Annotated in this window: 25 protein-coding genes; 15 read left to right on the top strand and 10 right to left on the bottom strand. The window is 65.5% G+C overall.

Annotated features, from left to right (window positions below; genetic code table 11):
* The 3 genes from DVDV_RS13665 to DVDV_RS13655 form a co-directional block, all read right to left on the bottom strand.
* Positions 1 to 328: hypothetical protein (locus tag DVDV_RS13665; RefSeq protein ID WP_075355206.1), on the bottom strand; the 328-nt coding region annotated here is incomplete at its 3' end.
* Between the two features lie 24 nt (positions 329 to 352).
* On the bottom strand, positions 353 to 2,986 hold the full coding sequence (locus tag DVDV_RS13660; RefSeq protein ID WP_075355205.1) for a cytochrome c: 2,634 nt from the start codon (positions 2,984 to 2,986) through the stop codon (positions 353 to 355).
* Positions 2,987 to 2,990: 4 nt separating this feature from the next.
* A complete protein-coding gene (locus DVDV_RS13655; protein WP_075355204.1) occupies positions 2,991 to 4,037 on the bottom strand; it encodes a hypothetical protein in 1,047 nt (348 codons plus the stop codon).
* Positions 4,038 to 4,422: 385 nt separating this feature from the next.
* Here DVDV_RS13655 and DVDV_RS13650 point away from each other — a divergent pair, with 385 nt between their 5' ends.
* Together DVDV_RS13650 and DVDV_RS13645 are read left to right on the top strand one after the other, a co-directional pair.
* A complete protein-coding gene (locus tag DVDV_RS13650) occupies positions 4,423 to 4,632 on the top strand; it encodes a hypothetical protein (RefSeq protein ID WP_075355203.1) in 210 nt (69 codons plus the stop codon).
* On the top strand, positions 4,625 to 5,344 hold the full coding sequence (locus DVDV_RS13645; protein ID WP_075355202.1) for a ubiquinone/menaquinone biosynthesis methyltransferase: 720 nt from the start codon (positions 4,625 to 4,627) through the stop codon (positions 5,342 to 5,344). The genes DVDV_RS13650 and DVDV_RS13645 overlap by 8 nt, the downstream gene beginning before the upstream one ends.
* A 213-nt stretch (positions 5,345 to 5,557) precedes the next feature.
* On the opposite strand, the gene DVDV_RS13640 is transcribed toward DVDV_RS13645, so the two are convergent.
* Positions 5,558 to 5,764: a DUF2065 domain-containing protein gene (locus tag DVDV_RS13640; protein ID WP_075355201.1), complete on the bottom strand. Its 207-nt coding sequence runs from the start codon at positions 5,762 to 5,764 to the stop codon at positions 5,558 to 5,560.
* Positions 5,765 to 5,882: 118 nt separating this feature from the next.
* On the opposite strand from DVDV_RS13640, the gene DVDV_RS13635 reads away from it, so the two are divergent.
* From DVDV_RS13635 to DVDV_RS13590, 10 genes are all read left to right on the top strand, one after another.
* The gene (locus DVDV_RS13635) at positions 5,883 to 7,196 is read left to right on the top strand and encodes a nucleotide sugar dehydrogenase (protein WP_075355200.1); all 1,314 of its coding nucleotides are present in this window, start codon (positions 5,883 to 5,885) and stop codon (positions 7,194 to 7,196) included.
* A gap of 8 nt (positions 7,197 to 7,204) precedes the next feature.
* Positions 7,205 to 8,020, top strand: a complete 816-nt coding sequence (gene mqnB, locus DVDV_RS13630; protein ID WP_083634779.1) for a futalosine hydrolase — start codon at positions 7,205 to 7,207, stop codon at positions 8,018 to 8,020.
* Between the two features lie 11 nt (positions 8,021 to 8,031).
* Positions 8,032 to 8,835: an MqnA/MqnD/SBP family protein gene (locus tag DVDV_RS13625; RefSeq protein WP_075355199.1), complete on the top strand. Its 804-nt coding sequence runs from the start codon at positions 8,032 to 8,034 to the stop codon at positions 8,833 to 8,835.
* A 64-nt stretch (positions 8,836 to 8,899) separates the two neighbouring features.
* Positions 8,900 to 9,868, top strand: a complete 969-nt coding sequence (locus DVDV_RS13620) for a polyprenyl synthetase family protein (RefSeq protein WP_075355198.1) — start codon at positions 8,900 to 8,902, stop codon at positions 9,866 to 9,868.
* Positions 9,869 to 9,926: 58 nt separating this feature from the next.
* Positions 9,927 to 12,923, top strand: a complete 2,997-nt coding sequence (locus DVDV_RS13615) for an AIR synthase-related protein (RefSeq protein WP_075355197.1) — start codon at positions 9,927 to 9,929, stop codon at positions 12,921 to 12,923.
* Between the two features lie 301 nt (positions 12,924 to 13,224).
* Complete coding sequence (locus tag DVDV_RS13610) at positions 13,225 to 13,716, top strand: cytochrome c family protein (protein ID WP_075355196.1); 492 nt, start codon at positions 13,225 to 13,227, stop codon at positions 13,714 to 13,716.
* A gap of 123 nt (positions 13,717 to 13,839) precedes the next feature.
* A complete protein-coding gene (locus DVDV_RS13605; RefSeq protein WP_075355195.1) occupies positions 13,840 to 15,852 on the top strand; it encodes a methyl-accepting chemotaxis protein in 2,013 nt (670 codons plus the stop codon).
* Positions 15,853 to 16,120: 268 nt separating this feature from the next.
* Entirely contained in the window at positions 16,121 to 16,279 is a 159-nt protein-coding gene (gene rd / locus DVDV_RS13600) for a rubredoxin (RefSeq protein ID WP_043632165.1), read from the top strand.
* A gap of 47 nt (positions 16,280 to 16,326) precedes the next feature.
* On the top strand, positions 16,327 to 17,532 hold the full coding sequence (locus DVDV_RS13595; RefSeq protein WP_075355194.1) for an FprA family A-type flavoprotein: 1,206 nt from the start codon (positions 16,327 to 16,329) through the stop codon (positions 17,530 to 17,532).
* 146 nt (positions 17,533 to 17,678) lie between these two features.
* Positions 17,679 to 18,125: a PPC domain-containing DNA-binding protein gene (locus DVDV_RS13590; protein WP_075355193.1), complete on the top strand. Its 447-nt coding sequence runs from the start codon at positions 17,679 to 17,681 to the stop codon at positions 18,123 to 18,125.
* Between the two features lie 257 nt (positions 18,126 to 18,382).
* Here the strand turns inward: DVDV_RS13590 and DVDV_RS13585 are convergent, their stop codons facing one another.
* The 5 genes from DVDV_RS13585 to DVDV_RS13565 all read right to left on the bottom strand — a co-directional run bounded on the left by DVDV_RS13585 (position 18,383) and on the right by DVDV_RS13565 (position 21,802).
* Positions 18,383 to 19,666 (bottom strand): hypothetical protein, encoded by a 1,284-nt coding sequence (locus tag DVDV_RS13585; protein ID WP_075355192.1) that lies wholly within the window; start codon positions 19,664 to 19,666, stop codon positions 18,383 to 18,385.
* Between the two features lie 124 nt (positions 19,667 to 19,790).
* Complete coding sequence (locus DVDV_RS13580) at positions 19,791 to 20,066, bottom strand: HU family DNA-binding protein (protein WP_075355191.1); 276 nt, start codon at positions 20,064 to 20,066, stop codon at positions 19,791 to 19,793.
* A gap of 122 nt (positions 20,067 to 20,188) precedes the next feature.
* On the bottom strand, positions 20,189 to 20,593 hold the full coding sequence (locus tag DVDV_RS13575) for a MucR family transcriptional regulator (RefSeq protein WP_075355190.1): 405 nt from the start codon (positions 20,591 to 20,593) through the stop codon (positions 20,189 to 20,191).
* A gap of 262 nt (positions 20,594 to 20,855) precedes the next feature.
* The gene (locus DVDV_RS13570; protein ID WP_075355189.1) at positions 20,856 to 21,227 is read right to left on the bottom strand and encodes an Hsp20/alpha crystallin family protein; all 372 of its coding nucleotides are present in this window, start codon (positions 21,225 to 21,227) and stop codon (positions 20,856 to 20,858) included.
* 161 nt (positions 21,228 to 21,388) lie between these two features.
* Entirely contained in the window at positions 21,389 to 21,802 is a 414-nt protein-coding gene (locus DVDV_RS13565; RefSeq protein WP_075355188.1) for an Hsp20/alpha crystallin family protein, read from the bottom strand.
* A 252-nt stretch (positions 21,803 to 22,054) separates the two neighbouring features.
* Between DVDV_RS13565 and htpG the strand changes: the two genes are divergently transcribed.
* Entirely contained in the window at positions 22,055 to 23,965 is a 1,911-nt protein-coding gene (gene htpG, locus DVDV_RS13560; protein WP_075355187.1) for a molecular chaperone HtpG, read from the top strand.
* Positions 23,966 to 24,128: 163 nt separating this feature from the next.
* On the top strand, positions 24,129 to 24,794 hold the full coding sequence (locus DVDV_RS13555; protein WP_075355186.1) for a DedA family protein: 666 nt from the start codon (positions 24,129 to 24,131) through the stop codon (positions 24,792 to 24,794).
* 50 nt (positions 24,795 to 24,844) lie between these two features.
* Here DVDV_RS13555 and DVDV_RS13550 read toward each other — a convergent pair whose 3' ends face one another.
* Positions 24,845 to 25,369 carry a hypothetical protein gene (locus tag DVDV_RS13550; RefSeq protein ID WP_075355185.1) on the bottom strand — a complete coding sequence of 175 codons (525 nt, stop codon included), beginning with the start codon at positions 25,367 to 25,369 and terminating at the stop codon, positions 24,845 to 24,847.
* A 234-nt stretch (positions 25,370 to 25,603) separates the two neighbouring features.
* Between DVDV_RS13550 and DVDV_RS13545 the strand changes: the two genes are divergently transcribed.
* Positions 25,604 to 26,656: ABC transporter substrate-binding protein (locus DVDV_RS13545; protein ID WP_075355184.1), on the top strand; the 1,053-nt coding region annotated here is incomplete at its 3' end.

Here is a 26,656-nt window from a genome sequence, read left to right as displayed (position 1 = left end):
TCCTGATAGCGACGCTCGACTTGATGCACCCGGCCGTGGCCGAGGCCACCTTTCGCTCCATCTCCGCCGGCATGGAGCCGTGGGCGAGGATGTAGTTGACGGTCTGGGAATTCAAAAGCGCCGCCGTCTGCTGGGTGGAACATTTGCAGATGGCGGCAATCTGGGGCTTGGTATAGCCCTGCCGGGCAAATTCCCCTTCCTTGGCCAGACACTGGGCATGCATCTTGGCCTGCATGGCCTGACGCATCTGCGGCGTCACGGCAACGCCCTCGGCCGCCCGGGCCAGACCCGGCAGGCACAGCACAACCAGCATGACAAGCACCTTCATCGCTGTTCTCCCCGTAGCGGCAGCCTATTTCACCATGTTGGGATGGTGGGAATCCCCCTCCATCTCAACCGTGTGGCACACATCGCAGCGCTTGCCCGAGGCAATGACCCCGGGTGCGCCCATATACTGCATAGGCGCTATGTTGTTGACGTCAAGCCCGTAGTCGTTGACCGCCACAAAGGTGGCATGGGGGCTGCCGTGGCAGGCGGCGCACGGGATGTTGCCGGTGTTTTCGGTGCGGTTCCTGAACAGCCCGGCCGCATCCTTGGTCCAGGTGTTAAAGGCCGTGGCGTCCTTGGCCGGCCGGGTGAAGTCCTTGTGGCAGGTCAGGCAGTCGGGCAACTGGGTCCAGGCGGCCCGGGGATGGACGGCGGCAACGGTGGCCACGCTTCGCGGGGCAAGCGGTGCCAGGAGCCGGGCGGCGGCAGCCTTGCCGGCGGCCTTTTCGAAGGTCAGGAGCGAAATGGCGTGGTCTTCCATGAAGCCGTGGCAGCGGGGACAGCCGATGCCGGCGGCGGCGTGGTTGTCGCGCTGGGCCTGGGTGACGCCGTCGGGCGCGGTCGGGTGGCAGCGGTTGCAGGCCTCTGCCCCAAGGCCGGTCATGTACGAGGCGTGAAAGCCATGGACCGCGGCCGAGAGACTTAACAGGTCGGCCCGGCCGGGCAGGCCGGCGGCGCTCGGGCCGGCATCGGGATGGCAGCCGAAACAGGCCACAGGCTGGCCGGCGGCGGCGCTTTGGGCCAGTTTGGTGCCGTTTCGCTTGTCGTGGACAGCCAGGATGGCCTGGGCTGTCGGCTTGGCCACGCCGGTGGCCTCGTCCATGGCCCAGTTGCCGCCGTGGCAGGTCTTGCAGCCCATTTCCGTGGACACGGCAGCCACGGCCCTGGTCTCGGCCAGGGTGGCCCCGGCGGCGTCGGCGGCCGTGACGGTGAAGACCGGATAGGGATTGACCTTGCCGTCGTCGGTTACGGGCGAAACCGGGATGCCGGAGGCCGTGAAGACCTTGCCGGAAAGGGCCATGGTTCCGTCCGGGGCAAGGCCCGAGGCCGAGGTGTTGGCAGGCAGGTCCTTGCCGACCAGCGTCCTGGCGTATTTCCAGAAGTCCAGATGGGCGTCCGGCTTTTTGGCCCCGTCCGGGGCGGCATAGCGCACGGTGGCCCCTTCGGTGACCACTTCGGGCATGACGTCGCGCTTGATGACCACGGCCTTCAGGCCGTTCCCCGGCGCGGCCAGGGAAAACGAGCCATCGCAGCCGGCCATGGCCACCACGCCCAGTTCCCCCACGGCCAGGACAAGATGCCCGGCGTTTTCCAGGTCAAAGGCCGGGATGGCCACCTCGGCCGGCGTGATGTCGGCCTGCTTGGGCTTTGGCCAAACATGGCCGTTTACGCCCTCGACCACATAGGCGGCCAGGGCGTTTCGCTCGGCCGGGGAGCCGAGAAAGGGCGGCATGTGGGTAAAGATTTTCCCCTGGCCGGTCAGATAGGCTTCCATGCCCTCGATGCCGATCCGGTCGGTGAATTTTTTGATGTCCCGGATCGGGCCGTCGATGCTGTGGCAGCTTACGCACTCCAGGGTGAAAAGCGCCTGCCCGGCAGCCAGCCGGTTTTCCGGGGTGACGTCTTTGACAGCCGACCATTTGGCCCGGGGCAAAAGTGGCGCTTCATAGGGTGCCCCCTGACTGGGCCGGATGTCCGTGGACCAGAGCATCCCTTGGATCAGCCAGGGTTTGCGCGCCCCTTCGCGCATGGTTTCAAAGGCCCCGACCAGGCCAAGCCCGACCAGGAGCAGCCCCACGGCCAGCACCCGGCGAAGGGCCAGGGGCAGCCGGGTGGCCAAGGCCAGGGACCCGGCGGCCGCAGCCAGAAGCAGGGCCGGCCAGGCCATCCGGTAGGAGGCCATCTCGCTTGAGCGGCGCAGGAAAAACTCCTGCACCGAGGCCGGCAAGACGCCCACATACCACCAGCCGGACAACAGCAGCACCGGAGCTGCGGCCACAACCCAGCGGCACGACGAGCGCAGCATCCCCTCCCGCGCCTCTTGGTCCGGGATGCCAAGGGCGGTGGCAAAGCCGAACAGCCCGGCCAACAGCAGCCCCAGGGCAAACCGCAGGACCAGCGAAGGCCAGAAGGTGGGATTAAAAAGGCCTTCCCAGAAATCCATGGTGGCCGGCCACTGGCCCGGAGTGAGCATGAAGCCTATGATGCCGTTGACGACAAAAAGCGACAGGAAGGCAAAGACGAAATAGAGCCAGCCGACGAGCATGTGCCGCCGGGGCGAAAGCCGGTCGAAGCCGTAGTAGTAGACCAGCAGGGCCGCGATTTCGCCGGCGAAAAAGGTCCATTCCGTGGCCCAGCCCCAGGTGAAGACCCGCACCAGCACCAGGGTGGCCTGGGGCGAGAGCAGGGATATGGTCAGCCAGATGCCGACACCCGAGAGGCCGCCGAAGACCATGGTCAGGAGCAGGAAAAACCGGGTGTGGCGATGCAGATAGACCATGAGCGGCTGCGAGCCGAGCTTTCTGGCCCGGGCCTCGGTCAGCACCAGGAAAAGCCCGCCGCCCACGGCAAAGTGGGCCACATACACATGGAGGACGGCAATAAGCACAATCCAGAAACCGCCGCCGGTCGAGGCCAGCTGCCAGACAGGAAATTCCATGACCCTATCCCCTTCTCGCCGTGCGGCGGTAGCTCATGACAGCCCAGACCACGGCTGCGGCGGTGGCGGCAAAGCAGGCCAGAAACATGACCAGCGGCCCGGCCTGGAAGGCCACGGGCAGCGCCTCGGGCGAAAACTGCGGGGCAAGGTAGGCCTGGCGCACCAGATCGCGCACCACCACCATGCACCCCACGGCGGGGACGATGAAAAAGGCCGCCCGGCCGGCCCGGCCCCGCACGGCGTTTAGCAGTGCGGCCGCTGCCAGCCCCAGGCCGAGCATGAAGGCCAGGGTGGTCTCGGAATGGAGGCCGAAAAACCGTTCCATGATTCCCTGCGGCAAGGACAGGAGAAACCACAGGCCGATGGGAACCTGGGCCAGGGTGGCGAAGATGAACCAGCGAAGCCCGGTGCGCACCCGGACAGCCGCTGCGGCATCGGTGGCCGCGGCCTTTCGGGAGAAAAGAGCCACGTACAGCCCGCCAACGGCCAGGGAGGCGGTCACGAAGTGCAGCCAGCGGGGCACGAAGGTCACATCGCCCACAGCCAGGGCAAAGCCGCCGGCCTGGGAGAAAGAGGCCTTCCACAGTTCCGGCCGAAGCGAGAGCAGCGAGACGTTGACCAAAATGAGGCTGGCCGCCAGCAAGAGCGCCCCGGCCGCCGCCGCCGCCAATCCCGAGTCGGGGCGCGCCGCCCGGGGCTGGAACACGTAAAGCAGGGCGTAGGCCAGCATGACCACCATGAACAGCGACAGCCAGGGCACGGCCGACAGGATGGCCGCGGTGTAAAGGTACTCCCCGTAGAGCGCCGAGGCGAAAAGCAGCGGCGGGATGGCCAGGTTGACGCCCACGGCCACGGCTCCGGGCAGGCGCTTGGCCAGGGTCACGGCCACGTCGCGGCTGCGCCCCGGCGCAAGCAGGGCCAGCAGCGTGCCGCCCAGGGCCACGTTGACCACCAGCAGATGGGCGGTAAAAGTGACCAGGAGCAGCAGGTCGAAAAGCCACCACGGCCCGGGGATGGCCGTTCCGGGGGCGATGGACAGGATTGGCGGCATACGGCGGTTCTCCCTTCCCGACACGGCCCGCTCGCGCCCTGTGGCAGCGCGTCGGCCGGGTTTCGGATTTCCCCGCCACCCTACGGAAATATGGTTCCGATCACAACGCCAAAGGGCTATTTTCCCGGCAGCACCCCGCTCCGGACCGCCCCTGCCGCCGGCTGGCCGGCCCGGACGCCCCCTCGACGCGCGACTCCGGCCGTGCTAGGGCCAGCGCAAAAAGGGGAGTGCCTCCCCTGGTTTTTCCCTTTTCCCGCCCGGCCCCTGCCCTTGGACGGTCCAAGGCCATTTCCCCCACCGGGCGGGTTTTTCTCGAAGCCTCCGGGATTATTCCCGAGACGATAGGCCGCCGGCCGTGCCCCGCGGCCATGAAGGACGCAACCATATGGAAAAACGCGAAAATCTTGCCCTGCAGGTGACCAAGGAAATCGTGGTCAAGTTCGTCGAGACCGGCCGCATTTCGCCCGGCAACTTCACCGAGCATTTCGGTCCTATTTATGAGGAAGTGCTGCGGGTCATCAGCCGCGGCCAGGACGAACAGGGCAGGCCCGGCGGCGTGCGGGTCATTGCCCAGGGTGGGCGCACCGATGGCTGATCTGCCCGTTCCCGGCGACAACCGCCGCGTGGCCGGCATGTTCGGCCGGGTGGCCGGGTCTTACGACCTGCTCAACCACGTGCTCTCGGCCGGCCTGGACATCGTCTGGCGGCGGGCCATGGTCCGCACGCTCCTGGCTCCCGGCCTGCCCCATGGCCCCATCCTCGATCTGGCCGCCGGCACCCTCGACGTCTCCATCGCCATTGCCCGCAAAAGCCCCCGGCTGGTAATGGCCGCCGATGTCTGCGGCCCCATGCTGCAAAAGGGCCTGGGCAAGCTCGACGAGGCCGCCCGGAGGCAGATCCATCCCGTGGTGGCCGACGGCCGCACCCTGCCCCTGCCCGACGCCTCGGTGGCCGGAGCCACCATCGCCTTTGGCATCCGCAACATCCGGCCGCGCCCGGACGCCCTGGCCGAACTGGCCCGGGTCATCCGGCCCGGCGGTCGGCTCATCGTGCTGGAATTTGGCACCGGCAAGCGCCGGATCTGGGGCGGGGCATACAATTTCTATCTTCGCCGGGTGCTGCCGGTCATCGGCAAGATCGTCTCCGGCGACGACGAGGCCTATCGCTATCTGGCCGAAACTATCCGGGATTTCCCCCAGGAAGCCGTGCTCGCCGACGAGATGCGCCGGGCCGGATTCGCCGATGTCGGCTACCGGGCCATGGCCGGCGGCATCGTCTTTCTCCACGCTGGCGTCAAAGCGGCGTAGAGCGAGGGGGAAGGAAGAAGAGGAAGATGCCTCCGGCGGCCGGGGGGATGATCCCCCCGGACCCCTGCAAAGGGAGAAGTGTGCAAAGGGGGCTTGGCGTTGGCTGGTCATCCGGTCGGCTGGGGACCGGGACAGCCGCTGTTTGCGCCTGACGGGAACCAGGGGAAAGAGGCTGGCGTTGGTTGGGGAAACCCTGCGGTCCCCACGGGCGGGCTAGCCGCCTGAGGCACGCAGGAAAAAGAGCAGGGCCAGACCGGACAGGATGGCCGTCATGCCAAGCCCCCGCAACTCGCCCGGCTTGCGCTCGGACAGGGCTTTGAGCACTGTTGGCATCTTTTCCGCCGCCAAAAAATACGGCAGCCCTTCCAGAATAAAAGCCAGACCAAGGGCCGTCAGGAACAGTTTCCAGTTAAATTCCATCACACAAGGGTACGGTTTTGGCCGCCACATGTAAAGATGCCCGTCTTGCCGGGGGGCGCGCTTTGCGTTATCGCGGCATTTGACCCGCTGCCCCCTTTTCAATCAAGGAGCATACCCATTGATCAGCTTTGAGGATATCCGCACGAAGAAGGCTGCCGTGGCGATTATCGGCCTGGGCTACGTCGGCCTGCCCCTGGCCGTAGCCCTGGCCCGCCATTTCGACGTGGTCGGTTTTGACGTCAAGGCCGCCCGGGTGGAAGAACTCACCGCCGGACGCGACAGCACCCTGGAAGTCGAGCCTGAGGATTTGGCCGCCGCCAACCTGCGCTATACGTGCAATCCGGCCGAACTGGCCGCCTGCAAGGTCTTCATCGTGGCCGTGCCCACGCCGATTAACGCCAACCGCGTGCCCGATCTCGGACCGCTGGTCGGGGCCTCGAACCTCCTGGCCGAACAGATCACCCCGGGCTCCATCGTTGTCTACGAGTCCACGGTCTACCCGGGCCTGACCGAAGAGATCTGCCTGCCGCTCCTGGAAAAAGGCTCCAACCTGACCGCCGGCCAGGACTTTTTCGTGGGCTATTCGCCCGAGCGCATCAACCCCGGCGACAAGGTCCACACCCTGGCCACCGTGGTCAAGATCGTGGCCGGCCAGACCCCGGAAGTGACCGACCTGCTGGCCGAACTCTACGGCACCGTGGTCACCGCCGGCATCCACAAGGCGGCCTCGATCAAGGTGGCCGAGGCGGCCAAGGTCATCGAGAACACCCAGCGCGACATCAATATTGCGCTCATGAACGAGTTGTCGATGATCTGCGAACGCCTGGACATCGACACCGTGGACGTCTTGCGCGCGGCCGAGACCAAATGGAACTTCCTGCCCTTCCGTCCGGGCCTGGTCGGCGGCCACTGCATCGGCGTCGATCCCTACTATCTGCTTTACAAGGCCCAAAGCCTCAATCTGCATCCGCAAGTCATCCCGGCCGGACGTCGCATCAACGACTCCATGGCCAAACATGTGGCCGAGGTGACCATCAAGATGCTCATCCGCTCCGAGTGCCGGGCCGCCTGCGCCCGCATCGGCGTGCTGGGCCTGACCTTTAAGGAAAATGTCCCCGACCTGCGCAACACCAAGGTCGTGGACACCATCCGCGAGCTTTGCGATTTCCGGATGCACGTGCTGGTCCACGACCCCATGGCCTCGCCCGAGGAAGCCCGCGAGGAATACGGCCTGACCCTGGTGCCGTGCGAGGAGCTGCGCGAGCTTGACGCGCTCATCATCGCCGTCAACCACGACGCCTTCAAGGCGCTCTCCCTGGAAGAACTGGCCACCTGGTTTCGCCCCACGGTCGAACCCATCCTTATCGACGTCAAGGGTGTCTTTGAGCGCAGCGCAGCCGAAACCGCCGGCTACCGCTACTGGCGGCTGTAAAAGCCCCCATGCCGACACCCACACCGCCCCCCGGGCTGGCTGGCGCGCCATACCCGGCGCGCCCGGCCGGACCGGGGAGTGTTTTCCCGGCCCCAGGCGGCCCGCTGCTCCTGGTGCTGGCCACGGCCAAGGAATACCGGGCCGCCTTGTCCGGCCTGGGCGCTCCGCCTCCTCCGGTGCCGGGTGAAACCGTCCTGTGGCGGCGCGGCGGCCGGGACTTTGCCGTCCTGGTCTCCGGGGTCGGGCCGGTGGCTGCGGCCATGGCGGTCGGCCGGGCCATTGGCCGGGGACAGGCCATGCCCGGCCGGGAGCCCGGCGGCGTCGTCGGCCTCGGCATTGCCGGCAGCTTTGATCTCAAAACCCTGCCCCTTGGCGGCATTGTCACGGCGACGGCTGAAATCTTTCCCGAATACGGCCTGCGCCAGCCCGACGGAGCGGCTTCGGCCGATGCACGGGGCATTGCCTTTCCCCAGACCACCATTGCCGGGCACGATATTTACGATTGCCTGCCCCTGGTTCCCCCGGCCGAGGCCGCCCTGGCCATGGGCCTGACCCTGCCGGCCGAGGCCGTGGCCGGTCCCTGCCTGACCGTGGCCGGCGTCACGGCCTCGGCCGACCGGGCCGCCAGTCTGGCCCGGACCCATGCCGCCCTGGCCGAATCCATGGAAGGATTTGCCGTGGCCCTGTGTGCAGCCGCTGCGGGCCTGCCCGCCCTGGAAGTACGCGTCATTTCCAACCGGGTGGGTTCGCGCCCGCCAGCCGACTGGGACCTGCCCGGGGCCTTTGCCGCCCTTGGCCGCACCGCCGCCCGCCTTTTTTCCTGAGCGAGGCCTGCATGGATGTCGTCAGTTTTGCCATCTCCCCCTGTCCCAACGATGTGACCATCTTCGGGGCGTTGCTCCTGGGCCGGGTCAGCCTGCCCGGGGTCCGGGTGGAATTTGCCTTCGAGGACGTGGAGACCTTAAACGAGGCCGCCCTGGCCGGGGCCTATGACGTGGTCAAGATTTCCGCGGCCATGGCCGCACCCCTGGCCGGGGCCTACGACGTCCTGCCCTCCGGGGCGGCCTTCGGCTTCGGGGCCGGCCCCAAGCTCGTGGTCAAAAAGGGCTTCACCGGCCGCCCCCGGTCCGTGGCCGTGCCCGGACTGCGCACCACGGCCGCCACGCTCCTTCGCGCCGCACTGGCCGCCGGCAATCCCGACCTGCCGCCTCCGGACGCCGCCTTTGTCCCGGTGCGCTACGACGCGATCGTCGAGGCCGTGCGATCGGGCGGCGCCGAGGCCGGGCTGCTCATCCACGAGACCGCCCTGGCCGCAGCCAGCCACGGCCTGGAGCTCATTTTGGACCTTGGGATCTGGTGGCACACACGCATCCCGGATTCCCCGGTCCCGCTAGGGGTCATCGTGGCCAAAAAAAGCCTGGGAGCCACGCGCCTGGCCGCCCTGGGCCTGGTATTGCGCCAAAGCCTGGCCATGGCCCGGGCCGAGCCGGAGCTGGTGGCCCCGCTGGTCCGGCTCTTTGCCCGGGAACGCGACGAGGCCGTCATTGCCGCCCATATCCGGGCCTATGTCGGCGATTTGAGCCTGGACATGGGGCCAACCGGCCGCACGGCCCTGGCCGCCCTGGCGCAAATGGCCTGATTCCGCCATTTCCAGGCATTTCCCCCCTTGCCAGTTCTGGACGAAAGCTGGTAAAGCCGGGCGGATGAGCGATATCGCGGACATTTTGACTCGGGAAGTCCCGGCCATCAACCGGTACCTGGAGGGAGCGGCCGGCACGCTGAACCCTCTCGTGCAGCCGGTGGTGCGCCATGTGCTGTTGGCCGGAGGCAAACGCCTGCGTCCGCTGCTCACCATTCTGGTGGCCAGGGCCTTGGGCTACACAGGGGACGACATCCATCCCCTGGCCTGCTCCCTGGAATTTCTCCACTCGGCCACGCTGCTCCACGACGACATCGTCGACGGTGCAAAATTGCGCCGGGGCCGCGAATCCGCCCATGTCCTTTTCGGAGCGACCTACACCATTCTGGCCGGCGATGTCCTGCTCGCCCTGGCCAACCGGCTGGTGGCCGAATACGACAATCCGGAGCTGACCCGCATCCTGTCCGAAGCGCTCCTGCAGACCGCCACCGGCGAGATCCTGGAAATCGCCCATCTGCGCGATACCGACCTGCCGCTGGACACCTATTTTTCCATCATCACCGGCAAGACCGCCTACTTGATCCAGGCCTCCTGCCACTGCGGCGCGGTGCTGGCCGGCGCAAACGAGACCCTGTGCCAGGCGGCCCGGGACCTCGGCCACGCCATCGGCATCGCCTTCCAGCTCGTGGACGACGCCCTGGACTACACCTCCCCGGCCACGGTGTCGGGCAAGCCCACCGGCGGCGACCTCAAGGAAGGCAAGGTCACCCTGCCGCTGTTGCTCTACCTCGCCAGCCTGCCCTTTGAAGAACGCCGCCGGCTGGCCGAAGATTTCCGCCAGGACCAGCTCTCGGCCGAAGACATCGAATATTTGCGCGGCAACATCGTTGCCGGCGGACATGCCGAAAAAACCCGGGAGATGGCCGCCGAATATCTGGCCAAGGGGCAAGCCGCCCTGGCCCTGTTTCCGCCCTCCCCCGAAGCCGAACTGATCGGTGACGTCCTGGCCCCCATGCTCGCCCGGGACAAATAGGAAGCATCCCGCCGGCGGCGTGCCCGCACACCTCTGACCTCAAAACGGAAGGAACGCCATGCTCAGTCGCGTCGCCGTGGGCCTGCGCCCAAGCGTCCGGGACGTGGTCGGCCAGCGCGTGGCCGGCAAGATCCAAAACGAATTGCATCTGCCGGTGACCGCCGTCGCCATCATCAGAATCTTCACCGTCGCCGGCCTGGACGCCGCCGAGATCACTGCCGTCATCGACGCCGGCGTGCTCCACGATCCCGTGGTCCAGACCGCCAGCGCCACGCCCATCACTCCGCAAGGCGCTGTAGCCGACTGGGTCATCGAGGTGGGTTTTCGCCCCGGTGTTACCGACAACGAGGCCAGAACCGCCAAGGAGGCCATCGCCCTGGCCCTTGGCCTGGACGAGGCCCGCAAAAAGGATCTGGCCGTCTACACCGCCGTCCAGTACCACATTGCCGGCCTGCCCGACCGGGCTGCGGCCGAACACGTAGCCCTGGATCTGTTGGCCAACGATCTGCTTCAGCGCCATGACGTCAAATCCCGCGACGAATGGGCGGCCGAACCGGGCTTCCCGGCCCGGGCGGCCAAGGTCACGGGCAAGGCCGATTCCACCGTGGAAGTGCCGGACCTGTTCAACATGACCGAAGCGCAGATGGAGGCCCTGAGCAGCCAGCGCACCCTTGCCCTGTCGCTTGAGGAATGGTGGGCCATCCGGGCCTATTTCGGCCTGCCCGGGTTCAAGCTGCGCCGCGTTTCCTGGGGACTCATCCACAACCCCACCGACGTGGAACTGGAATGTCTGGCCCAGACCTGGTCCGAGCACTGCAAGCACAAGATCTTTAGCGCGGCCATCACCTACCGCGACCTGGAAACCGGCGACGAGGAAGAAATCGAGAGCCTGTACAAGTCCTACATCCAGCGCTCCACTGCCGACATCCGGGCCGCCCTTGGCGAGCGCGACTTCTGCCTGTCGGTCTTTTCCGACAATGCCGGCGTGGTGCGGTTCACCGATGATCTCAATTTGTGCATCAAGGTCGAGACCCACAACAGCCCCTCGGCGCTGGACCCCTACGGCGGAGCCCTGACCGGCATCGTCGGCGTCAACCGCGACCCCATGGGCACGGGCATCGGCGCGAATTTGCTGTGCAACACCGATGTGTTCTGCTTTGCCTCGCCCTTTTTCGAGGGCCAGCTGCCCCCGCGCCTGCTCCACCCCCGCCGGGTGCTCGAAGGCGTGCGCGAGGGCGTCGAGCACGGCGGCAACAAGTCCGGCGTGCCGACCGTCAACGGCTCCATTGTCTTTGATGAACGCTACCTCGGCAAACCGCTGGTCTTTTGCGGCACCGTCGGCATGTTGCCGGCCGTCATAAACGGCAAGCCGAGCCACTACAAAAAGGCCCTGCCCGGCGACTACATCGTCATGGTCGGCGGCCGGGTCGGCAAGGACGGCATCCACGGCGCCACCTTTTCCTCGGAAGAGCTCCACGAAGGCTCCCCGGCCACGGCCGTGCAGATCGGCGACCCCATCACCCAGCGCCGCATGTACGACTGCCTCATGCGCGCCCGGGACATGGGCCTGTATAACGCCATCACCGACAACGGGGCCGGCGGCCTGTCCAGCTCGGTTGGCGAAATGGCCCGGGATGCCGGCGGCTGCGAACTCTACCTCGACCGGGTGCCGCTGAAGTACGACGGGCTGGTCCCCTGGGAGATCTTTACCTCCGAGGCCCAGGAGCGCATGACCCTGGCCGTGCCGCCGGACAAGTTCGCCCAGTTCATGGCCCTGGCCAGGGAAATGGGCGTCGAGGCCACGGAGCTTGGCAACTATACCAATTCCGGCTATCTGCGCGTCTACTACGGCCAGCGCACCGTGGCCTACCTCGACATGGAGTTCCTCCACGAGGGCACGCCGCGCATGGCGCTGACGGCCGAGTGGAAGCGTCCGGCCATCGCCCGCACCGAACCGGTGCTGCCGGCCGGCGGACATGGCCCGCTGCTCAAAAAGATGCTTGGGCGGCTTAATATCTGCAGCAAGGAATACGTGGTCCGCCAGTACGACCACGAGGTCAAGGGCGGCTCGGCAGTCAAGCCCCTGTGCGGCGTGCGCCGTGACGGCCCGTCCGACGGCGGCGTGCTGCGCCCGGTGCTCTCGCGGCCCGAAGGCGTGGCCCTGACCCACGGCATCTGCCCCCGCTACTCCGACATCGACGCCTACTGGATGATGGCCGCGGCCATTGACGAGGCCGTGCGCGGGGCCGTGGCCGTCGGGGCCGATCCCGAACGGCTGGCCGGCGTGGACAACTTCTGCTGGTGCGACCCGGTGGAGTCGGCCAAGACCCCGGACGGGCGCTACAAGCTGGCCCAGCTGGTCCGGGCCAACAAGGCCCTGGCCCATTTCTGCCGGGCGTTCATGGTGCCCTGCATCTCGGGCAAGGACTCCATGAAAAACGACTATTCCGGCGGCGGAGCCAAAATCTCCATTCCGCCGACGGTCCTGTTCTCGGTCATGGGCTTTGTGCCCGACGTCTCGCGGGTGGTCACCTCCGACTTCAAGCGTCCGGGCGACCTCGTCTATGTCCTGGGGGCCACGGCGGCCGAACTCGGCGCGTCCGAGTTGGCCGACGAACTGGGCTTTACCTCCCCGGACGTGCCGCAAGTCGAGGCCGTCTCGGCCCGTCGCCGCTACCAGACCCTTTTCGCCGCCATCACGGCCGGGCTGGTCACTGCCTGCCACGACTGCTCCGACGGCGGTCTGGCCGTGGCCCTGGCCGAAATGGCCATCGGCGGCCGGCTTGGGGCCGAGCTTGACTGCGACGCCGCCCCGGGCGCCGCTCGCCTAAGCGACCTGGAACTGCTGTACAGCGAATCCCAGAGCCGACTGGTGGCGACGGTTTCCCCGGACAACAAGGCCGCCTTCGAGGCGCTCTTTGCCGGCCAGCCCGTCGGCCTGCTTGGCGTCGTCACCGAGGCCCCGGCCCTCATTTTGCGCCGTGGCCAGGCCTTGCTGTGCCAGGAACCGGCCGAGGAACTGGCCCGGGCCTTCAAGGCCACGCTCGACTGGTAGCCCCGCTGCCGGCCGGCCGGCTGCAATCCATTACACGACCGCCGGGGGAGCCGCTCCCCCGGCGTTTTTTTTGCGTCCAACGCCCCGGCCAGGGCACTGCCGGCCAAGCCCCGGTCTCATGTGGCAGCCTATAAAACGAAGCGAAAGACGTATCCACCTGCCAGTTTGGTGTTTTTCATAGGAAACACGCCTTCTTTGTCCAGGGTGACTTCCCCCCCCATTCGGCAAACCGTATTGCACCCCATCTGTTCTTCTGTTACAAATGTGTGGTTCCCTTTCCACCTCAACCGAGGAGACCGCCATGGTCCGTTGGCGTGCTTGGTGCCAGGCATTGCTCACGGTGGGTCTTTGTGCCTGCCCCTTCGGATTTGCATCCGCGCAGCCCCCTGCCGCGGCCGGGACAGCGGCGTCCTATGTCGGCTCCAAAGCCTGCATGGAGTGTCACCCCAAGGAATACGAGTCGTTTACCAGGTATTCGAAAAAGGCCCACTCCTCCCAGTCCATCAAGATCATGGCTCCCAAACTGTCCGCCGAGGAACTCAAGGGCTGCTTCGCCTGCCACACCACCGGCTACGGCCAGCCCGGCGGCTTTGTCAGCTTTGAAAAAACCCCGGAACTGGCCGACGCCGGCTGCGAGGTCTGCCACGGGCCGGGTTCCGCCCATGCCGACGCCGGCGGCGACGCCACGCTCATTCGCGCGAAATTGGCCATGTCCATGTGCGAGAGCTGCCACAACGCCGAGCGGGTCCGCACCTTTAATTTCAAGCCCATGCTCTTTGCCGGGGCGCACTGATCGGCAGGGCCGCGCCGTGCGGGGCCGGGATGGAGAGTTATGCCCGCTTTACAATCCGTGTGAGGAGGCTGCCCCGACGTTTGCCCCGGCAAACGGACGGGCCGCCCGATGAGGAGGCCGGCGATGAATGTGGTTGCGCGTTCGCTTGGGATAAAGGTGCTGCTGCTTGTTTCGGGGCTGACCATACTGGCCTTTGCCGGACTGTTTCTGGCCAATTCGTATTGGCAACGCCAGGGGGCGGTGGCCCAGATCGACCGGGCGGCCAAACGCTCAAGCGACATGCTGCGCATGGCCATTGAAGAACCCATGCGGCTTGGCAAAAATGCCGAGACCAAATCCCAGTTTGCCAAGGTCGCCGCCGCCCACCACGACATCCGGGTGTTTCTGACCGATTTCAAGGGCAACGTGACCTATGCCACCGACAACGCCAGCGTGCGCCAGGACATGGACCGGGTGACCCCGGACCCGGCCGTGGCCGATCTGGTCAAAAAAGCCCTGGCCGGCGACTTCCACGGCGGCGAGATCCTGTCCTGGGCCGGGGTGCCGTCGTTTGTGGCCGTCAATTCGGTGCAAAACGAACCCGACTGCCACCACTGCCACGGCGCAGCCAAACCCATCCTCGGGGCCATGGTGGTGGTCCAGGACATCGCCCCGGAAATGGCCCGGCTGACTGCCGACCAATACAAGGCGGCCGGGCTGTCCCTTGGCGGACTGGCAGCGCTGTTGGCCACCCTGCTCCTGTTCATGAAATTCGCCGTGGTCTCCCGGGTCAAGAAAATCGCCGCCCTGTCGGCCGAGATCGCCAAGGGGGCCCTCGACCTCACCTTTGACGATCCCGGCCAGGACGAAATCGCCGCCCTGGCCGGCAACCTCTCGGCCATGGTCGGCACCATCAAGGACCAACTTGAATACAACCGGGGCGTGTTAAACGGCGTCATCATTCCCATCTTCGTGGCCGACAAGGACCGGCGCTTCGACTTCGTCAACACGCCGCTGACCAACATCCTTGGCAAATCGCCCCAGGAAATGCTCGGCAAACCGGTCACCGACAGCTTTATGCGCGAGGACGGCCGCTCGGGCTGCGCCGCCGTGTTGTCCACCGGCGAGTGTTCCAGCGGCTTTACCCGCTTCACCCGCTCCGACGGCCGGATCTTCCCCCTGCATTACGAAATCTCGCCGCTCAAAAACGCCGCCGGCGAAGTCGTGGGCGTCATCGGCGTCCTGATCGACCTCACCCAGGAGGAGCGCGACAAGGACCACATCAAGGCCCAGCGCGAAAAGCTCCTGGCCGTGGCCGACGAAGTCACTGCCGTGGCCCAGGAGTTGTCCAACGCCTCGGATGTCTTAAGCACCCGCATGGAGGAACTCACCACCGGCGTGTCCAACACCGCCCGGGAGACCGACCGGGTGGCCACGGCCATGGAAGAGATGAACGCCACTGTCCTTGAAGTGGCCAAAAACGCCGGCGACACGGCCCGGGCCTCGGACGCCGCCACCAAGGAAGCCGAAGCCGGCGGCCGGGAGGTCGAGCAGACCGTCCGGGAGACCCGGCTGGTGTCGCAGCGCACCGCCGATCTGGCCGCCTCCCTGGGAGAGCTCGAGGTCCGGGCGCAAAATATCGGACAGGTGCTCTCGGTCATCGGCGATATCGCCGACCAGACCAATCTCCTGGCCCTGAATGCCGCCATCGAGGCGGCCCGGGCCGGCGAGGCCGGACGCGGCTTTGCCGTGGTGGCCGACGAGGTCAGAAAGCTGGCCGAAAAAACCATGACCGCCACGGCCGAAGTGGCCTCGGCCGTGGGCGAGATCCAGGACAGCACGCGCCTTGTGGTCACCGGCATGGGCGAAACCAAGACCCGGGTGGAGCGGACGGCCGATATGGCCGAAGGCTCCGGCGCAGTGCTTGGGCGCATTGTCGGCCAGGCCACCCGCATCGCCGACATGGTGCGCAACATTGCCACTGCCTCGGAAGAGCAGTCCGCCACCAGCGAGGAAGTCTCCGGCAGTGTGGCCCACATCAATGAACTCTCCAAGGACCTCACCGGGCGCATTGCCGAAGCCGGGGAACGCATCCACGAAGTGCGCACCATGGCCAATCATCTGGCCAAACTCGTGGAGCAGTTTCGGGAAGAGTAAGACAGGGAACGGGTACGGACGGTCTTGACAATATGACGCAAACTAAAGGATAGACTTGTCCGTGCGCGATCGGTATTTTTGCCTCGCGCGTCCTGTCGGCAAGGCCGATTCCGTGACGCGATCCTGTGGCGTTGGCCCAAAGGGCCTGTGTCGCGCCAACGGATAATGACCTTGTTGCCGCTCAGGCAAGGGCGCCCCGGGCGGACCCGGCGCTGAGGGCAAATAAGGACTGGCAAGCCGGCCAACATCAAGAAACGGAGAAACGAGCATGGACAAATACGAGTGCAACATCTGCGGTTACGTGTATGACCCCGCCGCTGGCGACCCGGACAACGGCGTGGCCCCCGGCACCAAATTCGAAGACGTTCCCGAAGACTGGGTCTGCCCGACGTGCGGCGCTCCCAAGAGCGAATTCAGCAAGGCCTAACCCGTTTTTTTCCCGCCGCATCCGTTGCGACGTTTCGAGGATTTGCAATGCAACCCGTTGAAATCTGCAAGGATGTCTATTGGGTCGGGGCCGTCGACTGGGATTGCCGTGATTTCCACGGCTACATGACCGCTCCCACCGGGACAACCTACAATGCCTTTCTGATCAAGGACGAGAAAATCGCCCTGTTCGACTCGGTCAAGGAAGGGCATGGGCACGAAATGCTGTGCCGCCTGGCCCATGTGGTCAAGCCTGAAGACGTCGACTACCTCATCATCAACCACGTGGAGATGGACCACTCCGGCTCCCTGCCGGAGCTGGTGGCCCGCACCAAGCCGGAAAAGATCTTCACCTCGCCCATGGGCGAGCGGGCCCTCCGGGCGCATTTTTCCTGCGCCGACTGGCCCATCGAAGTGGTCAAGACCGGTTCCACCGTCTCCCTTGGCAAACGGACCCTCCAGTTCCTGGAAACCCGGATGCTGCACTGGCCCGACAACATGGCCACCTTCATCCCCGAAGACGGCGTGCTCATCTCCTCCGACGCCTTCGGCCAGAACTGGGCCACCAGCGAACGCTTCGTCGACGAAGTGGACCGCAGCCTGCTGCGCAAACAACTCGACCGCTACTTCGCCAACATCGTCCTGCCCTTTAGCCCCATCGCCCAGAAGACCATCGAGACCATCGAGTCCATGGGCCTGGATATCCGCTACATCTGCCCTGACCACGGCCTCATGTTCCGGACCCGCGAAGACGCCGCCTGGGTGATCGCGCGCTACAAGGAACTGGCCTGCCAGAAGCAGAAGAAAAAGGCCGTGCTGGTCTTTGACACCATGTGGCATTCCACCGAGCGCATGGCCCACGCCATCGCCACCGGTCTCATGGAGCATGGCCTGACGGTCAAACTCATGAACCTGCACGTCTTTGACCATTCCGACGTCATGGAAGAAGTCTGGGACGCGGCAGCCGTCTTTGTGGGCTCGGCCACCCACAACAACGGCATGTTGCCCAAGGTGGCCGACATGCTGACCTACATGAAGGGCCTAAAGCCCAAGGGGAAGATCGGCGGAGCCTTTGGCTCCTACGGCTGGAGCGGCGAGGCCGTCAAAGATATTGCCGGCTGGCTGGCCGAGATGGGCATGGAAATGCCTGTCGATCCGGTGCGCCTGCTCTATGTGCCGACCCACGAGCAACTGGCCGTCTGCACGGAAATGGGCCGCACCATCGGCAAGATGGTGGCCGACAAGCTCGGCTGATCGCCCACAGATTGACCTGTCGGGGGAATCGGGACATTGGCCCGGTTCCCCCTTTTTTTCGGCCGCCCCGGCCACGAGGCCCGGCCCCCGCACGGTCGCCGGCCCCGCTCGTTAACGGCCCCAGGGCCAAACCACGCGAGGTGTGTATGATCGTTTCCGAAGGCCGGCTTGGCCGCGTGTTTGTCCTGCGCCTGGGCGACGGGGACCGCATCCCCGACGCCATCGAAGACTTCGCCAGAACGCGCGGCGTGTCCTCGGCCCTGGTGGCTGCTCTCGGCGGCGTGGAAAACGGCCGGCTGGTCACCGGTCCCAAAGACGGCACGACCATGCCGCCAACGGCCATGCTGACGGCCATCGACGCCGTGCACGAAGCCGCTGCCGTGGGCACGCTCTTTCCCGCTGCCGACGGCACGCCGCGCCTGCACATGCACGCGGCCCTCGGCCGGGACGGCGAAACCCGCACCGGCTGCGTGCGCCCGGGCCTGGATGTCTGGAAAATCCTTGAGGTGGTGGTCATCGAGATCACCGGCACGGACCTGGCCCGGGCCAGGGACCCGGAAACCGGCTTCGAACTGCTCGGCCGGGGGGCGTAGCGAGGGGGAAGGAGAGAAGATGAGAGGGGGAATGCCTCCGGCGGCCAAAGGGACTGCGTCCCTTTGGAATCCCCTCCTGGGGGAAGTTTGCTTTGACTGTGGGCGTTGCCAGGGCGATGCGCGAAAGTTGCGCAAGGCAAGACGAGAAGCGTCCGGGGGCGTTTGAGCGTGACAGGGACCAGCGTTGTTGCGGCGACCGAGCAATGCCGCCGCAGCAGGGAAAGGGGCGAGGCCCCCAACGTGCAAAGGGGACGGCGTTACGGCCGGGCTGGCGCGCCCTGGCCGGGCTGGCCGGCCGGGGGAGTGAGCACCTCGGTTGCCCGCTTGATCACCCGCGTGGCCAGCAAGGCGTTGCCGGCCTCGTTGAAATGGCAGCAGGTATCGCGGAACACGTCGCCGGGATAGTCGGCGAAAAGCCGGGTGGCGTCCTCAAAGGCGACCCCGGCCTCAAGCAGGGCCGGCGCGCGCTTGTCCAGTTCCCGGTAGCCGCGCCGCACCGACTCGCCAAAGGCCGGGTCCGCAGAGATGGCCTTGGTCCGCTCCAGGGCCGACAGCGGCTTGGCCCCCTCGGGGTACTGGTTGGGCTGCAGCACATGGAGATAGGCAAAGCCGGCCCCACGGGCCAGCTCGGCCAGGGCCAGACTGGAACGCAGCCAGATGTCCGCCGCCTGGACCTGGACCAGCTCCTGGTCGATGCCGGGATCGACCCCGGCCGGCCCGGGCAGCGGAGCCATGGCCCGGTCGCGCAACTGGGCCAGGGTGTCCTGCTCCCGGCGGTCAAGCAGCTTGTCGCCCAGATGCCACAGCACCAGGGCCGTGCGCGAAAAGGAAAAATACGATGCGCCCTTGGCCCAGGCCTGCCCCAGTTCGTCCCACAGGGCCAACCGGCCAAGCAGCTTGCGGGCCTTGGCGTCCACAAAGTCATCGGTCATATCCCGCCAGAACATGGGGTAGACCGGCGAGATGCCGGCCGGCGTCAGATCATGGCCGGGCAGGACCACGTCGTTAAATCCGTCAAGATTGATCAGCAGGTCGATCCTGGCCCCCTGGGACAGGAAATAGGCCACGGACAGCAGGGGCTGAGGCTGCTTGTACCCGGGCACGGCCAGGCAAAAAACCTGGACCGTGCGCCCCTTGGTCGCCGGCAGGGCCGCCAGGGCCTGGCGCAGGACATCCCATTCCAGGACGAAGAAATCGCCGGCCACCGACCCGCCGGCGATGACCACATTGAAATTGTCCGGCCCGGTGCTGTCAAGCAGGCTCGGACCGATGAGACCGTGGGCATTGACCGCCTTGCTGTCGCGGCCGTCGTAGACGAAGCCCAGGTACGGGTGGATCATGTAGCCCTGTTTCTGGCTTCGCCCGGTGCGGGTCAGGGAGGCCGCCGACTGCGGCAATTCCCCGCCGGACCGGTCAAGGAGCTCGAGACGCAAGGCGTCGGCGCGCAGCCCCGACAAGGCCATCCAGGCCGCACCGACCCCTTCCAGGCCAAGCGCGGCCATGGCCACGACGGCCAACACCAAGGCGACTCGTTTCACCATACGCTCCTTGCCCGGATAGCTGCACTATGAATCAAAATAGGCAAACCCTTCCCCCGCTTGCGGGAGAGGGTTTGCCTGAAAAACGGCCACGATTGCAGCAAAAATGGCCGGACGCAAAGGGGTGCTATTTTACAGCGTCCTTGAGCGTCTTGCCGGGAGTGAAGCGAACGGCCTTGGAAGCGGGAATATCAATGGGGTTGCCGGTCCGGGGATCACGACCGGTGCGCGCCGCCCGATCCGACACCTTGAAGGTGCCAAAACCGGTCAGGGTCAGGGCTTCGCCCCCGACCAGGGATTCCTGGATGGCACCCAAAACGGCGTCGAGGACCTTGCCCGCTTCAGCCTTGGTGGCGATACCGGCATTGGCCTGGATCTTGGCGATGATGTCTGTTTTAGCCATGTGCGTGGGCTCTCCTTATCGTTGGGAACCGCGACCTTCCGCCCGGGGACGAAACGCCCGTCCGGGGGAGTCGGCGCGGCCGATTCCCGAATTCGTGGTCCGCTATACCGAAATCCCCCGCCTTAGGCCACAACTTTCCCTTTCTTCTCCCACAACCGCATATCCTTCATCTTTTTGCGGCGCTCCCGTTGCAGGGCCTTGCACACCAGCGGCATGGTCTTTTTGTAGCCGTTTTTGGCCTTGTATTCCTCAGGGGTCAGCCCGTGGGTGGCAAGATGTTTGCGGGTAATGACCTTAAAGGACTTGGCGCACTCCAGGCAGGTGATGGACTTTTCCTTGACCGCCTTTTTGGGGTCCAGGTTCTCCACTGCTTCGCCCAGCCCCACACTCACGTCCAGGCCGAGGCTGATGTCGCGGATGCCGATGGCCAGGCGGCGCACCATAGAGGAAATCTCCTCATCGGTCATATTGCGCACCGAAGCCTGGGCTTTAACAATTTCAAGGGCGCTTTTGAGATGGTCTTCCATGCGGTCTCCTTCGTGGCTGTTGCTTGCGAAGAGGCGACTTTTCCTGCCGAAGCTGCTTTTTGTCAATTGCAAAATACAATTTCTTCATGCAACAAAATCAACTATAGAGGTGAAAAGACTCTTGTGTCAGTCCTTTTAAGTAGATTACATTTTTGAAATGGAGACGAACTCCTGCCGCATCCCGCAACACACGAGTCTCCGGGGCTTGAAAACAACAAAGCCGGGGCGCGTTCCCGCACCCCGGCTTTGTCCGATGGCCGGCCTAGCCGGCCTGGATTTCGATCTTGCGCGGCTGGGCCCGTTCCTGGCGAGGCAGATGCAGTTCCAGCACGCCGTCGCGAAGTGAAGCCCGGATTCGCTCCTTGTCCACGATGTGCGACACGGTGAAGCTGCGAAAATACTCGCCGCCGCCAAATTCCACGTGGCCGAGTTTCTGGCCCTCGGGCAAGGCGTATTCCGCTTTGCCCGACACCTTGAGCTCGTCCTCGTTGAGATCGATGACAAGATGTTCCTTGGACACGCCCGGCATGTCCACATAGATATAAAAGCCGTCTTCCTTTTCGATGATGTCCGTGGCCGGCTTGACCCTGGGCAGCCGCCGTTCTTCCGGCCTGGACGCAGTCGTCTCCGCCATGGTTTTCCTCCTTTGTCTGCTCGTGGCCCCGTACGGCCGCCGGCACGCCGCGCCATATGCGCCTGGCCGGTTTCCTCCGGCCGCCGGGGCGTCGTCCTGGCGCAGGGGCGGGCCGGATCGGGCCTGGCAGCCACCCGTCCGGCGCGCATCCCCCGATCCGGCTACACCGCCTCGATGCTGATCTTCTGGGGCCGGCTCTCGTTGGCCTTGGGCAGCACCACCTCAAGCAGGCCGTCGCGCATGGTGGCCGTCACCGCCTCCCGGCTGATGCCGGCCGAGATGTTGACCACCCGCTGGAAAACGCCGGTGGGGCGTTCCTGCCGGTAATACTTGCCGCGCTCCACCTTGCGCTCGCCCTTGATGACCAGACTGGAGTCGGTCAGCGTCAGATCGAGATCGGCTATGGCCATACCCGGGATTTCGCAGCGGACATAGAGATTGGCGTCATCCTCGCCGATATTGACGGGAGGGTAGGCCACGCTGCGCTGGCTGATGGCCATGGACGGCCACAGCGTCTCGAAAAGCCGATCAAAAGGCGTCGTTGTACCGTAAAACGGGCTTAAATCGATGACCATACGGGTTCCTCCTGACAGTTCGACCTATCTGAGCGAAACATAAACAAGTAAGCCCCCCTGTCAATGGCCGAAACAAAACCGCGCCACCGGGTTTCCCGGACAATCCCGGGCCTTGACAGGCCACCCGGGCGGTTTATTTCTTTCTCTATTCGCCATGAGGGGGAACTCTCCCCCCGGACCCGCCCCGGTTGCCGGGACGGTGTCTTTTTTTCGGCCAGACAGCACGACACCACGGAGAAAGGAGACATGCCCATGTCCGCCGCCCACGGCGAAACCCACGAGTTTCGCGCTGAAATCCGCAAGCTTCTCGATATCATCACCCATTCCATTTACACCAACCGCGAGATTTTCCTACGCGAGCTGGTGTCCAATGCTTCCGACGCCCTGGACAAGCTGCGTTTTGAACAGAGCCGGGGCGCTGCCGTCGCCGACCCGGACACCGGCCTGGAAATCCGCATCACCGCCGACAAGGACGCCGGGCGCATCACCATTGCCGACACCGGCTGCGGCATGACCCGCGACGAACTCATCGACCATCTGGGCACCATCGCCAAATCCGGCACCGAGGCCTTCATGCGCTCGGTGGCCGAGAACGCCGACGCCGCTTCCAACCTCATCGGCCGCTTTGGCGTGGGCTTTTATTCCGTCTTCATGGTGGCCGACCAGGTGGCCGTCACCTCGCGTTCCTTTGTCCCGGACGCCGCCCCGGCCCGCTGGGTGTCCGACGGTTCGGGCAGCTTCACCGTGGAGGATGTGGACGGCGAGGTGCCGCGCGGCACCGTGATCGAGATCACGCTCAAGGAAGACACCAAGGAATACGCCGATCCCGAGCGCTTGAAGGCCATCTTGCGCACCCACTCCAACTTCATCTCCTTCCCCATTTTCCTGGACGGTGAGAAGACCAACACCATCCCGGCCCTGTGGCGCGAATCCAAGTTCTCGGTCACCCCGGAGCAGTACAAGGAATTCTATCAGTTCCTGACCCACGACAGCGACGAACCGCTGGCCACCATCCACGTCAGCGTGGACGCGCCGGTGCAGTTTACTGCCCTGCTCTTTATTCCCAAGCACGGCCTTGGCCCCATGGCTTTTCGCGACCAGCTCCACCATGGCCTGGACCTCTACGTGCGCCGGGTGCTTATTTCCAAAGAGACCAAGGAACTGATCCCGGAATATCTGGGCTTTGTGCGCGGCGTGGTGGACACCGAAGACCTGCCGCTCAACCTCTCCCGCGAGACGCTCCAGGAAAATCTGGTGCTGCGAAAGATCCAGACCATCCTCGTCAAGCAGATACTCGACAAGCTCAAGGCCCTGGGCAAGGAAGATCCGGCCAAATACAATGAGTTCTTCACGGCCCACGGCCAGGGCTTCAAGCTCGGCTACAGCGACTACGCCCACCGCGACGCCTTTGCCGAGCTGGTGCGCTTTGATTCCTCGGCCCTGGAGCAGGGCGGCGAGGAAGAGGAAAAAACCCGGCTGACCTCCCTTGCCGACTACGTCACCCGGGCCCGGGACGGCCAAAAAGCCATCTACCACCTCTCGGGACCGTCCCGGGCGGCGCTGGACCTCAATCCGCACCTGGAAATCTTCCGGTCCAAGGGCCTGGAAGTGCTCTATCTCTATGAGCCGGTGGACGAATTCATCATGGATTCCATCGGCACCTACAAGGAGCTGCCCCTCAAATCCGCCGAGCTGGCCGACGCGGCCGAACTCGACCCCTTCGAGGGCACAGCCGAAACGCCCAAGGCCCCGGAGCTGACCCCCGAGGAATCCGGCTCCCTGGACGGCTTCCTGGCCGCCGTCAAGGCGCTCCTGGGCGACCGGGTCACGGACGTGCGCGTCTCCACCCGGCTGACCCAAAGCCCGTCGTGCCTGGTGTCTCCGGATGACCGCATGACCTCGAGCATGCAAAAGATCATGCGGCTGGTCAGCAAGGACACCTCGGTCCCCAAAAAGGCCCTGGAACTCAACCGCGACCACATGCTCATCCGCAACCTGCTGGCCATCTACCGCCGCGACGCCGCCGATCCGTTCATCGGCAAGGCGGTCGAGCAGCTCTATGACTCTGCCCTTTTGCTCGACGGCTACCTGTCCGATCCGCACCAGATGGTGGCCCGCATAAACGACCTGCTGGCCGACGCCAGCGCCCTGCACGCCAAATAGGGACGCCGCGCCACACAAACAAACAGCCGGGAGAGGATCCGTCCTCTCCCGGCTGTTTTGCTTTGGCGCCCGCCCCTGCCGCACCGCCCTGCCCGGCCATGGCCTGCGCCGGCCGTTCTCCCGTCGGCTGGACGGGCCCGGGCGGCCGCGCTATGGGCCAGTCATGGAAACCCTTGGCGCGCTGTGGACCATGCTGCTTTCCCTGGACACCGCCCTGACCCAGGCCGTTGCCACCCATGGCGACGCCGTCTACGCCATTATCTGGCTGACGCTTTTTGCCGAAACCGGCTTTGTGGTCACGGTGTTTCTGCCGGGCGAGACGCTCCTGTTTGCGGCCGCAGCCCTGGCCGGCCGGGGGACGTTGTCGCTGTGGCCGCTCTATGGCGGCGCGCTGGCCGCGACCTTTGCCGGCGACCTGCTCAACTTCGCCATCGGCTGCTGGCTGCGGCACGGGGCGGCGGGACGGTTCGGAGCGGCCCTGATCTCGCCGGCCAAGCTGCAAACAGCCAGAGAACAACTGGGCCGCTACGGCCTGGCCGCCCTGGTGCTGGCCCGGTTTGTGCCGGTGCTGCGGTCCGTGGCCCCGCTGACTGCCGGCCTGACCGGCCTGGGCTGGAGAAGCTTTGCCGTGGCCAACGCCCTGGGCAAAGTCGTCTGGGTCACGGTCTACGTCGCCGGCGGCTTCTATCTGGGAGCGCTCCCCTGGTTTGCCGCCCACTTCCCGGCCGTGGTCATGGCGGCAGTGGCCTTCCCCTTCGTCTTGGCCGGGGTGCGCTGGGCCATCGTCGCCCTGGCCAGACCGGCAAAAAGCCGCAAGCCAAAGGGGTAGGGGACGGCAGCGGGGGGGAGGCCCCTCGGCAAAGCGCTCCGGGGGCGGGGTTAAAAAAGGTAGCCGTAGGTGGAGGCCAGCTTGTCGGTGCGGCCAAGGAGCGCCTCGGCGGCCTGATCCACGTTGCTTGCGTCCACAATGCCGGCCTCGGAGGCCAGGAAATACTTGAGCGAGCCCTCGCGGGAGGAAAAAAGCCAGCTCACCGAATAGATCGAGCACAGGTTGGGCCGCCCCGGAAACTCTTCCTTGGTCTTTATAACCAGGACAATCTTTTTCTCGTCCCGGTTGGTCGGGACCATGAGCGACGACCGGCCAAGCAATTCCTTGACGCGGTAGGCCAGACGCACCCCCACCGGATCGGAGTCGTCGTGGTCGATGGAAACCGGCGTTTTTTTGCCCGTCGCCTCCTCGGCCTTTTTCGGGGCCGGTTCGGCCACGGCCGGCGGGGCCTTGGCCTTGGCGTCCTGGCCCGGAACCTGGGCCGGAGCCTGGGCCGGAGCCTGGGCCAGGGCGGAAACGGCACAGAGCAACACGAAGGTTGCGGCCAAAAGTGCGGCGCGCCAGGCGGCAATCATAGCGGGACTCCTTGCAGCATGAAAAAGCAGGTTGTTATCCGGTCCATATCCAGCCGCGTCCGCCTTTGCAAGCCGGGCTGGCACAGCCGGAGGCGCACGGCGAAGCATCTTCGGTCGGATAATAGTTGCAAAATTAAACAGTTATCATGCTGCAGTTGTAAAAAGCGCCCATCTGTCGTATAGAGCCGGGCCTTTCTACGAAGATTCGTTGCCACTTTCACGCCCGGAGGTTTCATGCGCCTTCTTTCCCAGACAATTCTGCTCGTGGCCGCCCTGTCCGTCGCCCTGCCCGCGGCAGCCGCCGACCCCATCCGCATCGGCGCGGTCGTCTCGGCCACAGGCCCGGCCTCGTTTCTCGGCGAACCCGAGAGAAACACCCTGCAGATGCAGGCCGACGCCATAAACGCCGCCGGAGGCCTGCTTGGCCGGCCGGTGGAAGTGGTGGTCCTTGACGACGAGACCGACGTGAACAAGGCCGTGCTGGCCGCCGATCGGCTGCTCAAAAAGGACAACGTCGTGGCTGTCGTCGGCCCCACCGTATCCGGCAACTCCCTGGCCGTGGCCCCCAAGGTCGAGGCGGCCAAGGTGCCCATGGTGTCCATGGCCGCGGCGGAAAAGATCGTCAGGCCGGTCAACCCCTGGGTGTTCAAGACCGCCCAGTCCGACCGTCTGGCTGTCGGCCGCATCCTGGCCCATGCCAAGGCCAACGGCTCCAAGAAGCTGGCCATCCTCACCGTGTCCGACGGCTACGGCCAGGCCGGACGCGAAGTGCTCAAGGAAATGATCCCGGCCGGGGGCTTTGAGCTGGTTGGCGATGAGGTCTACGGCCCCAAGGACACGGACATGACCGCCCAGCTGACCAAGCTCAAGGGGACCAGCCCCGACGCCGTCATCTGCTGGGGCACCAATCCCGGCCCGGCCGTGGTGGCCAAAAACCGGGTCCAGCTCGGCATCACCACCCCGCTGTACATGAGCCACGGCGTGGCCTCGAAAAAATTCATCGAACTGGCCGGCGAAGCGTCCGAAGGGCTGCTGCTCCCGGCCGGCAAGCTCACCGTGGCCGACCAGCTGCCTGAGGCCGATCCCCAGAAAGCCCTGCTCCTGGCCTATTCCAAGGCCTACGAAGACCGCTTCAAGGCCCCGGCCTCGGCCTTTGGCGGCTACGGCTACGACGGGCTGATGCTGGTGGCCGAGGCCATCAGGGCCGGCGGCGACGCCAGCCCGGCCGCCATCCGCGAAAACCTGGAAAAGATCGCCGGCTTCCCCGGCATCACCGGCGTTTTCAAA

The sequence above is a fragment of the Desulfovibrio sp. DV genome, assembly GCF_001936595.1.
In the GTDB taxonomy this organism is placed as follows: Bacteria; Desulfobacterota; Desulfovibrionia; order Desulfovibrionales; family Desulfovibrionaceae; genus Solidesulfovibrio.
This window is presented reverse-complemented; position numbering and strand designations above follow the sequence as displayed.